The following is a 12,980-nucleotide window of genomic DNA, read 5'->3' on the forward strand; positions in this document are numbered from 1 at the left end:
TGTCGTGGCTAAAGAAAAATTTGATCGTTCCCTACCGCACGTCAACGTTGGCACCATCGGTCACGTTGACCACGGTAAAACCACTCTGACTGCTGCTCTGACTCGCGTTTGCTCCGAAGTATTCGGTTCCGCAATCGTTGATTTCGATAAAATCGACAGCGCACCAGAAGAGAAAGCTCGTGGTATCACCATCAACACCGCGCACGTTGAATACAACTCGCTGATCCGTCACTACGCTCACGTTGACTGCCCAGGTCACGCTGACTATGTGAAGAACATGATCACCGGTGCTGCTCAGATGGACGGCGCAATCCTGGTTTGCTCGGCCGCTGATGGTCCGATGCCACAAACCCGTGAGCACATCCTGCTGTCCCGTCAGGTAGGCGTTCCGTACATCGTGGTTTACCTGAACAAGGCTGACCTGGTAGACGACGCTGAGCTGCTGGAACTGGTTGAGATGGAAGTGCGCGATCTGCTGAGCACTTACGACTTCCCAGGCGACGACACTCCGATCATCATCGGTTCTGCTCGTATGGCTCTGGAAGGCAAAGACGATAACGAAATGGGCACCACGTCCGTTCGTAAACTGGTTGAAACTCTGGACAGCTACATCCCAGATCCAGTTCGTGTTATCGACAAGCCGTTCCTGATGCCAATCGAAGACGTATTCTCGATCTCCGGTCGCGGTACTGTTGTAACTGGTCGTATCGAGCGCGGTATCGTTAAGGTTCAAGATCCACTGGAAATCGTTGGTCTGCGTGACACTACCGTCACCACCTGCACCGGTGTTGAAATGTTCCGTAAGCTGCTCGACGAAGGTCGTGCTGGCGAGAACTGCGGCGTTCTGCTGCGTGGTACCAAGCGTGACGACGTTGAGCGTGGCCAGGTTCTGGTTAAGCCAGGTTCGGTTAAGCCGCACACCAAGTTCGAAGCTGAAGTGTACGTGCTGAGCAAAGAAGAAGGCGGTCGTCACACTCCGTTCTTCAAAGGCTACCGTCCACAGTTCTACTTCCGTACTACTGACGTGACTGGTAACTGCGAACTGCCGGAAGGCGTTGAAATGGTTATGCCAGGCGACAACATCAAAATGGTTGTTACCCTGATCAAAACCATCGCAATGGAAGACGGTCTGCGCTTCGCTATCCGTGAAGGCGGCCGTACCGTTGGTGCTGGCGTTGTAGCTAAAATCATCGAGTAATTATCTCTTCTGAGATAGCCTTGATGTTTTGAAGAGGCCCCCGCTCAGCGGGGGCCTTTTTTATTGGGTTGACACCTATCTGGGCCGTCTATAGAATTGCGCCTCCTTTTAACGGGCGTATTGCGCTCGCTGGGAATAGCAGCCGGAGTCTGAAATCCAATGCAAAATCAGCAAATCCGTATCAGGTTGAAGGCTTTTGACCATCGCCTGATCGACCAATCCACCCAGGAAATCGTGGAAACCGCGAAACGTACTGGTGCTCAAGTGCGTGGTCCAATTCCACTGCCTACCCGTAAAGAGCGGTTCACCGTTCTGGTCTCCCCGCACGTCAACAAAGACGCGCGTGACCAGTACGAGATCCGTACTCATAAGCGCGTACTGGACATCGTCCAGCCAACGGATAAAACCGTTGATGCACTTATGAAGCTCGATCTGGCGGCCGGTGTGGAAGTACAGATCAGCCTCGGCTAAGACTTGGGTCTTAGTCGTGTAACGCTCTGAAATGGGCGGCCATAGCGGGTGAAAGCCCCGTACACTCATGAGGTTTACAACATGACTATTGGTGTAGTCGGTCGTAAATGCGGTATGACCCGTATTTTCACCGAAGAAGGTGTCTCCATTCCGGTCACGGTCATTGAGATCGAACCGAATCGCGTCACCCAGTTCAAAACTGAAGAAACCGATGGCTATCGTGCAGTGCAAGTCACTGTCGGCGAGCGTCGTGCTTCGCGCGTGACTGCTGCTCAAGCAGGTCACTTCGCTAAAGCAAACGTTGCAGCTGGTCGCACTGTTATGGAGTTCCGTCTCGAAGACGGCGACTACCAGGCTGGCGATCTGATCAACGCTGAAATCTTCGCCGCTGGTCAACTGGTTGATGTAACCGGTCAGTCCAAAGGTAAAGGCTTCCAGGGTACGATCAAGCGTTGGAATTTCCGTGGTCAAGACAACACTCACGGTAACTCCGTTTCCCACCGCGTCCCGGGCTCTATTGGCCAGTGCCAGACTCCTGGTCGTGTATTCAAGGGCAAAAAAATGTCCGGTCATATGGGCGCTGAGCGCGTGACCGTGCAGTCCCTCGAAGTAGTGCGCGTCGACGCTGAACGCAATCTGTTGTTGGTCAAGGGTGCTGTTCCTGGCGCTACTGGCGGCAACCTGGTTGTACGTCCAGCGGCCAAGGCTCGCGGTTAAGGGGAAGCTGACATGCAATTAAATGTAAATGACGCTCAAGCGATCGAAGTTTCCGAACTGACATTTGGCGGCGAATTCAACGAGACGCTGGTTCACCAAGCAGTCGTGGCCTACATGGCCGGCGGCCGTCAGGGTAGCAAGCAGCAAAAGACCCGTTCCGACGTACGTGGTGGCGGTAAGCGCCCTTGGCGTCAGAAAGGTACTGGCCGTGCTCGTGCCGGTACTATCCGTAGCCCAATCTGGCGTGGCGGCGGTACCACTTTCGCAGCTCGTCCTCAGGATCACACTCAGAAGCTCAACAAGAAGATGTACCGCGCAGCACTGCGCTCCATCCTTGCTGAACTCGTGCGTACTGATCGTCTGGTCGTGGTTCAGGACTTCGCTGTTGAAAGTCCAAAAACCAAAGATCTGCTGGGCAAACTGAACAACATGAGCCTGACCGACGTTTTGATCGTGTCTGAAGCTGTTGATCAGAACCTGTACCTGGCTGCTCGTAACCTGCCACACGTTGATGTACGTGACGTGCAAGGTTCCGATCCAGTTAGTCTGATCGCATACGACAAGGTGTTGATCACCGTGTCGGCCGTGAAGAAATTCGAGGAGCTGCTGGGATGAACCAGGAACGCGTATTTAAAGTTCTGCTTGGCCCGCACGTTTCCGAAAAGGCTACGGTTCTGGCTGACAAGAAAGGCCAGTTCGTTTTCAAGGTTGCAACTGACGCAACCAAGCTGGAAATCAAGAAGGCCGTCGAAAGCCTGTTCAGCGTGAAAGTTGAGCGTGTTACTACCCTGAATGTTCTGGGTAAGAGCAAGCGCACTGCTCGCGGTCTGGGCAAGCGTAATGACTGGAAGAAGGCAGTTATCTCCCTTCAACCAGGCCAAGATCTCGATTTCAGCAGCAGTGCTGAGTAAGGAAGGGGTGCATCATGGCAATCGTTAAATGCAAACCGACTTCCCCTGGCCGCCGTTTTGTGGTCAAGGTGGTCAACCAGGAGCTGCATAAAGGCGCTCCTCACGCACCGCTGCTCGAGAAGAAATCGAAGACTGGTGGTCGTAACAACAATGGTCGTATTACCACTCGTCACATCGGTGGTGGCCATAAGCAGCATTATCGTCTGGTCGACTTCCGTCGCAACGACAAAGATGGCATCGCTGCCACTGTCGAGCGTATCGAATACGATCCAAACCGTACTGCTCACATCGCTCTGCTGCTGTACGCAGATGGCGAGCGTCGCTACATCATCGCCCCTAAAGGCGTGAGCGCTGGCGACCAGCTGATCGCGGGTGCTTTGGCACCGATCAAGCCGGGCAACGCTCTGCAACTGCGCAACATTCCAGTTGGTAGCACCGTACACGGCATCGAATTGAAGCCAGGTAAAGGCGCGCAAATCGCTCGTTCCGCTGGTGCTTCGGCTCAGCTGATCGCTCGTGAAGGTGTCTACGTGACCCTGCGTCTGCGTTCTGGTGAGATGCGTAAAGTGCTGGCTGAATGCCGCGCGACCCTGGGTGAAGTCTCGAACTCCGAGCACAGCCTGCGTTCGCTGGGTAAAGCTGGTGCCAAACGCTGGCGTGGCGTTCGCCCAACCGTTCGTGGTGTTGCCATGAACCCGGTTGACCACCCACACGGTGGTGGTGAAGGTCGTACCTCTGGTGGTCGTCATCCGGTATCGCCATGGGGCTTCCCGACTAAGGGCGCGAAGACTCGTGGTAATAAGCGTACCGACAAAATGATCGTCCGTCGTCGCAAGTAAATAGAGGGATACGACAGTGCCACGTTCTCTGAAAAAAGGTCCTTTTATTGATCTTCACCTACTGAAGAAGATCGAAGTGGCGGCGGAAAAGAACGATCGCAAACCAGTTAAGACCTGGTCGCGTCGTTCGATGATCCTGCCACAAATGGTCGGTTTGACCATCGCAGTACACAACGGTCGTCAACACGTCCCAGTTCTCGTTAACGAAGACATGGTCGGCCACAAACTAGGCGAGTTTGCCGGTACCCGCACTTATCGTGGGCACGTGGCAGACAAGAAAGCCAAGCGTTAAGGGGTAAGGAAATGGAAGTAGCCGCTAAGTTGTCGGGCGCTCGAATCTCCGCCCAGAAAGCCCGCTTGGTCGCCGACCAGATCCGCGGGAAGAAGGTGGGCGAAGCGCTCAACCTGTTGGCTTTCAGCAGTAAGAAAGCCGCCGAGATCATGAAGAAAGTGCTGGAGTCGGCCGTAGCCAACGCCGAGCATAACGAAGGCGCAGACGTTGATGACCTGAAGGTCAGCACCGTTTTCGTCAACGAAGGGCGTTCGCTGAAGCGCATCATGCCACGTGCCAAAGGCCGTGCTGATCGCATCGTCAAGCGGTCTTGCCATATCACTGTCAAGGTTGCTGACAAGTAACGGAGTCGAAGAGATGGGTCAGAAAGTACATCCCATTGGCATTCGCCTGGGAATCGTCAAGGAGCACACCTCCGTCTGGTACGCAGACGGTCGGACTTATGCGGACTATTTGTTCGCTGATCTGAAGGTGCGTGAGTATCTCCAAGACAAACTAAAAAGCGCGTCCGTAAGCCGTATCGATATCCATCGTCCGGCACAAACTGCACGTATCACCATCCACACCGCTCGTCCAGGTATCGTTATCGGGAAGAAAGGTGAAGATGTTGAGAAACTGCGTCAGGACCTGACCAAGCAAATGGGTGTGCCTGTGCACATCAATATCGAAGAGATCCGCAAGCCGGAGCTCGACGGTATGCTGGTTGCGCAGAGCGTAGCTCAGCAGCTGGAGCGTCGCGTAATGTTCCGTCGCGCTATGAAGCGCGCCGTGCAGAACGCCATGCGCATTGGTGCCAAAGGCATCAAAATCCAAGTGAGCGGTCGTCTCGGCGGTGCTGAAATCGCACGTACTGAATGGTATCGCGAAGGTCGTGTGCCACTGCACACCCTGCGTGCCGACATCGACTATGCCAACTACGAAGCTCACACCACTTACGGTGTGATCGGTGTAAAGGTTTGGATCTTCAAAGGCGAAGTAATTGGTGGTCGCCAAGAAGAACTGAAACCACAAGCACCAGCGCCTCGTAAAAAAGCTGCTAAGTAAGGGGTACGCCAAATGTTGCAACCTAAGCGTACGAAGTTCCGCAAGCAGATGACAGGCCACAACCGTGGTCTGGCACAGCGCGGTAGCAAAGTCAGCTTCGGCGAGTTCGCGCTGAAGTCTGTAGCTCGTGGTCGTCTCACCGCTCGTCAGATCGAGTCAGCGCGTCGTGCTCTGACCCGTCACGTAAAACGTGGCGGCAAGATCTGGATCCGTGTATTCCCGGACAAGCCGATCTCCAAAAAGCCTCTCGAGGTTCGGATGGGTAAAGGTAAGGGTAACGTGGAATACTGGGTAGCCCAGATTCAGCCAGGCAAAGTCCTGTATGAAATCGAGGGTGTAACTGAAGAGCTGGCGCGTGAGGCTTTTGCCCTGGCTGCTGCAAAGCTGCCGCTCGCCACCGCCTTTGTTAAACGGACGGTGATGTGATGAAAGCGAATGAACTTCGTGAAAAATCCGCACAGCAGCTGAACGAGCAACTGCTCGGCTTGCTGCGCGACCAGTTCAATCTGCGTATGCAGAAAGCAACTGGCCAGTTGGGGCAGTCTCATCTGCTCTCGCAAGTTAAGCGTGACATCGCTCGCGTGAAGACTGTGCTCAACCAGCAGGCAGGTAAGTGATCATGGCTGAAGCCGAAAAGACTGTCCGTACGCTGACTGGCCGTGTTGTCAGCGACAAGATGGACAAAACCATCACCGTTTTGATCGAGCGTCGCGTTAAGCACCCGATCTACGGTAAATATGTTAAGCGTTCGACTAAGCTGCACGCGCACGACGAAACCAATCAGTGCCACATCGGCGACAAAGTCACTATTCGTGAAACTCGTCCGCTGGCCAAGACCAAGTCTTGGGCACTGGTTGATGTTCTCGAACGCGCTGTGGAAGTCTAAGGACTAGGGGTCGGAGAAATTATATGATTCAGACTCAATCCATGCTCGATGTGGCCGATAACAGCGGCGCTCGCCGTGTTATGTGCATCAAGGTGCTGGGTGGCTCCCATCGTCGTTACGCTGGTATCGGTGACATCATCAAAGTTACCGTCAAGGAAGCAATTCCTCGCGGTAAAGTGAAAAAAGGCCAAGTGATGACTGCTGTTGTAGTCCGCACTCGTCACGGCGTACGCCGTGCAGATGGCTCCATTATCCGCTTTGATGGCAACGCTGCTGTTCTTCTGAACAACAAGCAAGAGCCGATCGGCACCCGTATCTTTGGGCCAGTGACCCGTGAACTTCGTACTGAGAAGTTCATGAAGATCGTCTCGCTCGCCCCAGAAGTGCTGTAAGGAGATCCGACATGCAAAAGATTCGTCGTGACGACGAGATCATCGTGATCGCCGGCAAAGACAAAGGTAAGCGCGGTAAGGTGCTGAAGGTTCTTGCTGATGACCGTCTGGTCGTTGGTGGTCTGAACCTGGTCAAGCGTCATACCAAGCCTAACCCGATGTCGGGCGTACAAGGCGGTATCGTCGAGAAAGAAGCGCCACTGCACGCTTCTAACGTCGCCATCTTCAATGGCGAAACCAACAAGGCTGATCGTGTTGGTTTCAAAGTAGAAGACGGTAAGAAAATTCGTGTCTTCAAGTCGACCCAAAAAGCGGTTGATGCTTGAACACTGCTAGGTAGATAAGACCATGGCACGACTACAAGAGATTTACCGGAAGGAAATCGCCCCCAAGCTTAAGGAAGAACTTAAGCTCGGGAACGTGATGGAAGTTCCGCGCGTTACCAAAATCACCCTGAACATGGGTCTGGGCGAAGCGATCGGCGACAAAAAAGTCATCGAGCACGCTGTTGCTGACCTGGAAAAGATCACCGGTCAAAAAGTCGTTGTGACTTACGCTCGGAAATCCATCGCTGGCTTTAAAGTCCGTGAAGGTTGGCCGATCGGCGTCAAAGTGACTCTGCGCCGTGAGCGTATGTACGAATTCCTGGATCGTCTGCTGTCGATCTCCCTGCCTCGGGTTCGCGACTTCCGCGGCCTGAATGCCAAGTCCTTCGATGGTCGTGGTAACTACAGCATGGGCGTGAAAGAGCAGATCATCTTCCCGGAAATCGACTACGACAAGATCGATGCTCTCCGCGGTCTGGACATCACCCTGACCACCACTGCCAAGAACGATGATGAAGGTCGCGCCCTGTTGCGTGCTTTCAAATTCCCGTTCCGCAACTGATTGGAGTAGGACCATGGCCAAGATGAGCATGAAAAACCGCGAGCTGAAGCGTCAGCTCACGGTTGCCAAGTACGCCAAGAAGCGTGCAGCACTGAAAGCAATCATCGTTGATCTGAACGCAAGTCCAGAAGCGCGTTGGGAAGCTACAGTTGCTCTGCAGAAGCAGCCACGTGACGCAAGCGCTTCGCGCATGCGTAACCGCTGCCGCCTGACCGGTCGTCCACACGGCGTTTACCGCAAGTTCGGCCTCGGCCGTAACAAACTGCGTGAAGCGGCAATGCGTGGTGACGTACCAGGTCTGGTTAAAGCCAGCTGGTAAGTACTTTCGAAGTCCGGGTGGTCTGCGTCGCAAGATACTGACCACCGGTGACCTTGAATCTGGAACAAGCCCCTTTTGGGGCTTGTTTCATTTCCGGAGTGTGTCTAGAATACCCGGCTCGCCTGAGCCCGTGTTTTCTATGCTCGGAGATTCTCGGCGACATATGTAGCCGCAAGGCTAATTTTTTTGTATTAGGAGCGTCTAGCCCATGAGTATGCAGGACCCGTTAGCGGACATGCTAACTCGTATCCGTAATGCCCAGATGGCTGAAAAGTCCGTCGTAAGCATGCCATCTTCCAAGTTGAAGGTAGCTGTTGCCAAAGTCCTGAAAGACGAAGGCTACATTGCGGGTTATCAGATCAGCAGCGAAACAAAGCCACTGCTGTCCATCGAGCTGAAGTACTTCGAAGGCCGTTCGGTCATCGAGGAAGTGAAGCGCGTTAGCCGTCCAGGCCTGCGTCAGTACAAGTCCGCTGAAGATCTGCCGAAAGTTCGTGGCGGTCTGGGCGTGTCTATCGTCTCCACCAACAAAGGTGTGATGACGGATCGTGCTGCGCGCGCTGCCGGTGTCGGCGGCGAAGTTCTTTGCACTGTGTTCTAAGGGGGGATAAGCATGTCTCGCGTCGCTAAGAACCCCGTTAAGCTGCCAGCCGGTGTCGAAGTAAAATTCGCAGGCCAACAGCTTTCGGTGAAGGGTGCCAAGGGCACTCTTGAACTGAACATCCATTCGTCCGTTGAGATCGTTGAAGAAGCTGGTGAGCTGCGTTTCGCTGCTCGCAATGGCGATCAACAAACTCGCGCAATGGCCGGTACCACGCGTGCGTTGGTAAACAACATGGTCCAAGGCGTAAGCCAAGGCTTCGAGCGTAAGCTCCAGCTGGTCGGTGTTGGTTACAAAGCGCAAGCAAAAGGCACGGTTTTGAACCTGGCCCTTGGCTTCTCGCACCCAGTGGATTACGAACTGCCGGAAGGCATCACCGCTGAGACCCCTAGCCAGACCGATATCCTGATCAAGGGTATTGATAAGCAGCTGGTAGGTCAGGTGGCCGCTGAGATCCGCGACTTCCGTCCACCAGAGCCGTACAAAGGCAAAGGTGTGCGCTACGCGGACGAAGTCGTCCGTCGTAAAGAAGCCAAGAAGAAGTAGGGCATAGCAAATGACCGACAAAAAAGTTACTCGACTGCGTCGCGCTCGCAAAGCACGCCTGAAAATGCACGAACTCGAAGTCGTGCGTCTCTGCGTGTTCCGCTCGTCGCAGCACATCTACGCCCAGGTCATCTCGGCCGACGGCAACAAAGTCCTGGCAAGCGCCTCGACTTTGGATAAAGAACTGCGTGATGGTGCCACTGGCAACATCGACGCGGCCACAAAGGTTGGCCAGCTGGTCGCTACGCGTGCTAAGGCCGCTGGCGTCTCGCAAGTGGCTTTCGACCGCTCTGGCTTCAAGTACCACGGTCGCGTGAAAGCGCTGGCTGATGCTGCTCGTGAAGCTGGGCTGGAGTTCTAAGTTATGTCAAATAACGACCAAAAGCGCGACGAAGGCTACATTGAGAAGCTGGTTCAAGTTAACCGCGTAGCCAAAACCGTTAAAGGCGGCCGTATCTTCACTTTCACCGCGTTGACCGTGGTTGGTGATGGTAAAGGGCGCGTTGGCTTCGGCCGTGGCAAGTCACGTGAAGTGCCTGCCGCGATCCAGAAGGCAATGGAAGCTGCTCGTCGCAACATGATCCAAGTTGATCTGAACGGCACCACTCTGCAGTACGCAATGAAGTCCGCTCATGGCGCTTCGAAGGTGTACATGCAGCCTGCTTCTGAAGGTACCGGTATCATCGCTGGCGGCGCTATGCGTGCTGTCCTCGAAGTTGCTGGCGTTCAGAACGTTCTGGCCAAGTGCTACGGCTCGACTAACCCGGTAAACGTGGTTCACGCCACTTTCAAAGGTTTGAAAGCTATGCAATCTCCTGAGTCCATCGCTGCCAAGCGTGGTTTGACTGTCAAGGAGATCTTCTGATCATGGCTACCGTTAAAGTAACGCTGATCAAAAGCATGACCGGCCGCATTCCTAACCACAAACTGTGCGTTAAGGGTTTGGGTCTGCGTCGCATCGGTCACACTGTAGAAGTCCAGGATACTCCCGAGAATCGCGGGATGATCAACAAGGCTTACTACATGCTGCGTGTAGAGGGTTAATCGATGAAACTCAATGATCTGAGTCCAGCGCCGGGTTCCCGTCGCGAAAAGCATCGTCCGGGCCGTGGTATCGGTAGCGGTTTGGGTAAGACTGGTGGCCGTGGCCACAAAGGTCAAACCTCCCGCTCCGGTGGCACCATCGCTCCAGGCTTTGAAGGCGGCCAACAGCCGCTGCATCGTCGCCTGCCTAAGTTCGGTTTCGTTTCCCTGAAGGCTATGGACCGCGCAGAAGTGCGTCTGTCCGAGCTGGCTAAAGTGGAAGGCGACATCGTTACTGTGCAGACCCTGAAAGATGCCAACGTGATCAACGTCAACGTACAGCGTGTGAAAATCATGCTGTCCGGTGAAGTGACTCGCGCTGTCACTATCGGCAAGGGAATCGGCGCCACTAAAGGTGCGCGTTCGGCTATCGAAGCAGCTGGCGGCAAGTTCGAGGAATAAATGGCTAAGCAAGGTGCTCTCTCAGCGCTCGGCAAAGGCGGTATGTCTGAACTTTGGGCTCGTCTGCGTTTTCTGTTCCTGGCGATTATCGTCTACCGAATAGGCGCACACATCCCGGTTCCAGGTATCAATCCGGACCGACTCGCAGACCTGTTTCGACAGAATGAGGGGACCATTCTTAGCTTGTTCAACATGTTTTCCGGCGGCGCGCTGGAACGGATGAGCATCTTTGCACTGGGGATCATGCCGTACATTTCGGCATCGATCATCATGCAACTGATGACCGCCGTCAGCCCGCAGTTGGAGCAGTTGAAGAAGGAAGGTGAAGCTGGCCGTCGCAAGATTAGCCAGTACACCCGCTACGGCACTGTCGTCCTCGCCCTGGTTCAAGCTATCGGCATGTCCGTTGGCCTGGCAGGGCAGGGCGTTGCGTTCACTGGTGACTTTGGCTTCTATTTCGTCGCGGTATCCACTTTTGTGGCTGGTGCGATGTTCATGATGTGGCTGGGTGAGCAGATTACTGAGCGTGGTGTTGGTAACGGTATCTCGATGTTGATTTTCGCAGGTATCGTCGCCGGTCTTCCGAGAGCAATTGGGCAGTCTTTCGAGTCTGCACGTCAGGGTGATATCAATATCTTCGCTCTGGTTGCTATCGGTTTGCTGGCAGTAGCGATTATCGGTTTTGTGGTGTTCATTGAGCGTGGCCAGCGTCGTATTGCTGTTCACTACGCCAAGCGTCAGCAGGGCCGTAAGGTTTTCGCTGCGCAGACCAGCCACTTGCCGCTGAAAGTGAATATGGCCGGTGTTATTCCGGCAATTTTCGCGAGCAGCATTTTGCTGTTTCCGGCTTCGTTGGGTACCTGGTTTGGTCAGTCTGAAAACATGGGCTGGCTGCAGGACCTCTCTCAGTCGATCGCTCCTGGTCAGCCGTTGAATATTCTGCTGTTTAGTGCAGGGATTATTTTCTTCTGCTTCTTCTATACGGCGTTGATGTTCAATCCGAAAGACGTAGCGGAAAACCTGAAGAAGTCCGGTGCCTTTATTCCGGGTATTCGTCCAGGTGAGCAGTCTGCGCGCTACATTGATGGCGTTCTGACTCGTTTGACCCTGTTCGGTGCTCTATATATGACGGCCGTGTGCTTGTTGCCCCAGTTCCTGGTGGTTGCAGCAAACGTTCCGTTCTACCTTGGCGGGACCTCGTTGCTGATCGTGGTCGTGGTTGTGATGGACTTCATGTCCCAAGTACAATCGCACCTCGTTTCGCACCAGTACGAATCCCTGATGAAGAAAGCCAACCTGAAGGGTTACGGCAGCGGCATGTTGCGCTGAGTACCCATAAGGTTCGAGGAGTTGGTGATGAAAGTTCGTGCATCGGTGAAAAAGCTGTGCCGTAACTGCAAGATTATTCGCCGCGAAGGTGTTGTTCGAGTAATTTGCAGCGCGGAACCGCGTCACAAACAGCGCCAAGGCTGAGTGTGATCCGCTTGAAGCCCGGCAGCTAGTGCGCTGCCGGGTTGATTATTTGTTATTACAGCGATATTATCTCGCGCCCTATTTCTTGGCTTCCGGGGCGTAGGTAGCTGTCAATTGGAGTCCCACTGAATGGCCCGTATTGCAGGCGTTAACATTCCAGATAACAAGCACACTGTTATCTCGCTGACCTACATCTATGGTGTTGGTCGCACTACTGCGCAGAAAATTTGCGCAGTTGCTGGGGTAAACCCAGCCGCTAAGATCAAGGATCTGAGCGACGAGCAGATTGAATTGCTGCGTGGCGAAGTGGCGAAGTTCACCACTGAAGGTGACCTGCGTCGCGAAATCAACATGAAAATCAAGCGTTTGATGGACCTCGGTTGCTATCGCGGTCTGCGTCATCGTCGTGGTCTTCCAGTACGCGGTCAGCGTACCAAGACTAACGCGCGTACCCGTAAAGGTCCGCGTAAGCCGATCCGCAAGTAATCGCCCCAGCGAATCGACAGGAAAATTATCATGGCAAAACCTGCTGCTCGTCCTCGTAAAAAAGTTAAAAAGACAGTGGTTGATGGCATCGCCCACATCCATGCATCTTTTAACAACACCATCGTGACCATCACCGACCGTCAAGGTAACGCGCTGTCTTGGGCTACCTCTGGTGGTTCGGGTTTCCGCGGTTCCCGCAAGTCCACCCCGTTTGCTGCTCAAGTAGCCGCTGAACGTGCTGGTCAAGCTGCGCTGGAATACGGCCTGAAAAACCTCGACGTCAACGTCAAAGGTCCAGGTCCAGGTCGTGAGTCTGCTGTCCGTGCTTTGAACGGCTGTGGCTATAAGATCGCCAGCATCACCGACGTGACGCCAATCCCGCACAACGGGTGCCGTCCGCCGAAGAAGCGCCGCGTGTAATCCAGGAGATTG

At 54.2% G+C, this 12,980-nt stretch carries 26 protein-coding genes; all 26 read left to right on the forward strand.

Annotated features, from left to right (window positions below; genetic code table 11):
- The first annotated feature begins 4 nt into the window (after positions 1-4).
- The 26 genes from tuf (at position 5) to rpsK (ending at position 12,968) form a co-directional block, all read left to right on the forward strand.
- A complete protein-coding gene (gene tuf, locus L8K08_RS27310; RefSeq protein WP_003176426.1) occupies positions 5-1,198 on the forward strand; it encodes an elongation factor Tu in 1,194 nt (397 codons plus the stop codon).
- Positions 1,199-1,357: 159 nt separating this feature from the next.
- Positions 1,358-1,669, forward strand: a complete 312-nt coding sequence (rpsJ, locus tag L8K08_RS27315) for a 30S ribosomal protein S10 (RefSeq protein WP_003186070.1) — start codon at positions 1,358-1,360, stop codon at positions 1,667-1,669.
- An 81-nt stretch (positions 1,670-1,750) separates the two neighbouring features.
- Positions 1,751-2,386 carry a 50S ribosomal protein L3 gene (gene rplC / locus L8K08_RS27320; protein WP_003194649.1) on the forward strand — a complete coding sequence of 212 codons (636 nt, stop codon included), beginning with the start codon at positions 1,751-1,753 and terminating at the stop codon, positions 2,384-2,386.
- A 12-nt stretch (positions 2,387-2,398) separates the two neighbouring features.
- A complete protein-coding gene (gene rplD, locus L8K08_RS27325) occupies positions 2,399-3,001 on the forward strand; it encodes a 50S ribosomal protein L4 (protein ID WP_017135963.1) in 603 nt (200 codons plus the stop codon).
- Complete coding sequence (gene rplW, locus L8K08_RS27330) at positions 2,998-3,297, forward strand: 50S ribosomal protein L23 (protein ID WP_002555488.1); 300 nt, start codon at positions 2,998-3,000, stop codon at positions 3,295-3,297. Before rplD ends, rplW begins: the two co-directional genes overlap by 4 nt.
- A gap of 14 nt (positions 3,298-3,311) precedes the next feature.
- On the forward strand, positions 3,312-4,136 hold the full coding sequence (gene rplB, locus L8K08_RS27335) for a 50S ribosomal protein L2 (protein WP_003210080.1): 825 nt from the start codon (positions 3,312-3,314) through the stop codon (positions 4,134-4,136).
- A gap of 16 nt (positions 4,137-4,152) precedes the next feature.
- Positions 4,153-4,428: a 30S ribosomal protein S19 gene (gene rpsS, locus L8K08_RS27340; protein WP_002555486.1), complete on the forward strand. Its 276-nt coding sequence runs from the start codon at positions 4,153-4,155 to the stop codon at positions 4,426-4,428.
- A gap of 11 nt (positions 4,429-4,439) precedes the next feature.
- Positions 4,440-4,772 carry a 50S ribosomal protein L22 gene (gene rplV / locus L8K08_RS27345; RefSeq protein WP_003103908.1) on the forward strand — a complete coding sequence of 111 codons (333 nt, stop codon included), beginning with the start codon at positions 4,440-4,442 and terminating at the stop codon, positions 4,770-4,772.
- 13 nt (positions 4,773-4,785) lie between these two features.
- Positions 4,786-5,472, forward strand: coding sequence for a 30S ribosomal protein S3 (rpsC, locus tag L8K08_RS27350; protein ID WP_003176422.1), 687 nt, complete (start codon positions 4,786-4,788; stop codon positions 5,470-5,472).
- A gap of 12 nt (positions 5,473-5,484) precedes the next feature.
- Positions 5,485-5,898 (forward strand): 50S ribosomal protein L16, encoded by a 414-nt coding sequence (gene rplP, locus L8K08_RS27355; protein WP_003232424.1) that lies wholly within the window; start codon positions 5,485-5,487, stop codon positions 5,896-5,898.
- Positions 5,898-6,089: a 50S ribosomal protein L29 gene (gene rpmC, locus L8K08_RS27360; RefSeq protein ID WP_002555481.1), complete on the forward strand. Its 192-nt coding sequence runs from the start codon at positions 5,898-5,900 to the stop codon at positions 6,087-6,089. Before rplP ends, rpmC begins: the two co-directional genes overlap by 1 nt.
- Positions 6,090-6,091: 2 nt before the next feature.
- Positions 6,092-6,358 (forward strand): 30S ribosomal protein S17, encoded by a 267-nt coding sequence (rpsQ, locus tag L8K08_RS27365; RefSeq protein WP_003176419.1) that lies wholly within the window; start codon positions 6,092-6,094, stop codon positions 6,356-6,358.
- A gap of 23 nt (positions 6,359-6,381) precedes the next feature.
- A complete protein-coding gene (rplN, locus tag L8K08_RS27370; protein WP_002555479.1) occupies positions 6,382-6,750 on the forward strand; it encodes a 50S ribosomal protein L14 in 369 nt (122 codons plus the stop codon).
- 11 nt (positions 6,751-6,761) lie between these two features.
- Positions 6,762-7,076 carry a 50S ribosomal protein L24 gene (rplX, locus tag L8K08_RS27375; RefSeq protein WP_007896770.1) on the forward strand — a complete coding sequence of 105 codons (315 nt, stop codon included), beginning with the start codon at positions 6,762-6,764 and terminating at the stop codon, positions 7,074-7,076.
- Positions 7,077-7,098: 22 nt separating this feature from the next.
- Positions 7,099-7,638: a 50S ribosomal protein L5 gene (gene rplE / locus L8K08_RS27380; protein ID WP_003194642.1), complete on the forward strand. Its 540-nt coding sequence runs from the start codon at positions 7,099-7,101 to the stop codon at positions 7,636-7,638.
- Positions 7,639-7,651: 13 nt separating this feature from the next.
- Positions 7,652-7,957, forward strand: a complete 306-nt coding sequence (rpsN, locus tag L8K08_RS27385; protein ID WP_003176414.1) for a 30S ribosomal protein S14 — start codon at positions 7,652-7,654, stop codon at positions 7,955-7,957.
- 208 nt (positions 7,958-8,165) lie between these two features.
- Complete coding sequence (rpsH, locus tag L8K08_RS27390; RefSeq protein WP_010566853.1) at positions 8,166-8,558, forward strand: 30S ribosomal protein S8; 393 nt, start codon at positions 8,166-8,168, stop codon at positions 8,556-8,558.
- Positions 8,559-8,570: 12 nt separating this feature from the next.
- On the forward strand, positions 8,571-9,104 hold the full coding sequence (gene rplF, locus L8K08_RS27395) for a 50S ribosomal protein L6 (RefSeq protein WP_003176412.1): 534 nt from the start codon (positions 8,571-8,573) through the stop codon (positions 9,102-9,104).
- Positions 9,105-9,114: 10 nt separating this feature from the next.
- Complete coding sequence (gene rplR, locus L8K08_RS27400) at positions 9,115-9,465, forward strand: 50S ribosomal protein L18 (RefSeq protein ID WP_003186037.1); 351 nt, start codon at positions 9,115-9,117, stop codon at positions 9,463-9,465.
- 3 nt (positions 9,466-9,468) lie between these two features.
- Entirely contained in the window at positions 9,469-9,969 is a 501-nt protein-coding gene (rpsE, locus tag L8K08_RS27405; RefSeq protein WP_003176409.1) for a 30S ribosomal protein S5, read from the forward strand.
- Between the two features lie 2 nt (positions 9,970-9,971).
- Positions 9,972-10,148, forward strand: coding sequence for a 50S ribosomal protein L30 (gene rpmD / locus L8K08_RS27410; RefSeq protein ID WP_003176408.1), 177 nt, complete (start codon positions 9,972-9,974; stop codon positions 10,146-10,148).
- 3 nt (positions 10,149-10,151) lie between these two features.
- Entirely contained in the window at positions 10,152-10,589 is a 438-nt protein-coding gene (rplO, locus tag L8K08_RS27415; RefSeq protein WP_003176407.1) for a 50S ribosomal protein L15, read from the forward strand.
- Entirely contained in the window at positions 10,590-11,918 is a 1,329-nt protein-coding gene (secY, locus tag L8K08_RS27420; protein ID WP_016969470.1) for a preprotein translocase subunit SecY, read from the forward strand.
- Between the two features lie 27 nt (positions 11,919-11,945).
- Positions 11,946-12,062 carry a 50S ribosomal protein L36 gene (gene rpmJ, locus L8K08_RS27425; RefSeq protein ID WP_002555468.1) on the forward strand — a complete coding sequence of 39 codons (117 nt, stop codon included), beginning with the start codon at positions 11,946-11,948 and terminating at the stop codon, positions 12,060-12,062.
- A 129-nt stretch (positions 12,063-12,191) separates the two neighbouring features.
- Positions 12,192-12,548 (forward strand): 30S ribosomal protein S13, encoded by a 357-nt coding sequence (gene rpsM / locus L8K08_RS27430; protein ID WP_024077676.1) that lies wholly within the window; start codon positions 12,192-12,194, stop codon positions 12,546-12,548.
- Positions 12,549-12,578: 30 nt separating this feature from the next.
- Positions 12,579-12,968, forward strand: a complete 390-nt coding sequence (rpsK, locus tag L8K08_RS27435) for a 30S ribosomal protein S11 (RefSeq protein ID WP_002555466.1) — start codon at positions 12,579-12,581, stop codon at positions 12,966-12,968.
- The last annotated feature ends 12 nt before the right edge of the window (positions 12,969-12,980 follow it).

It is taken from the genome of Pseudomonas sp. TREG-RG-20F-10-E-6-01 (genome assembly GCF_022662455.1).
Taxonomy (GTDB): Bacteria; Pseudomonadota; Gammaproteobacteria; order Pseudomonadales; family Pseudomonadaceae; genus Aquipseudomonas.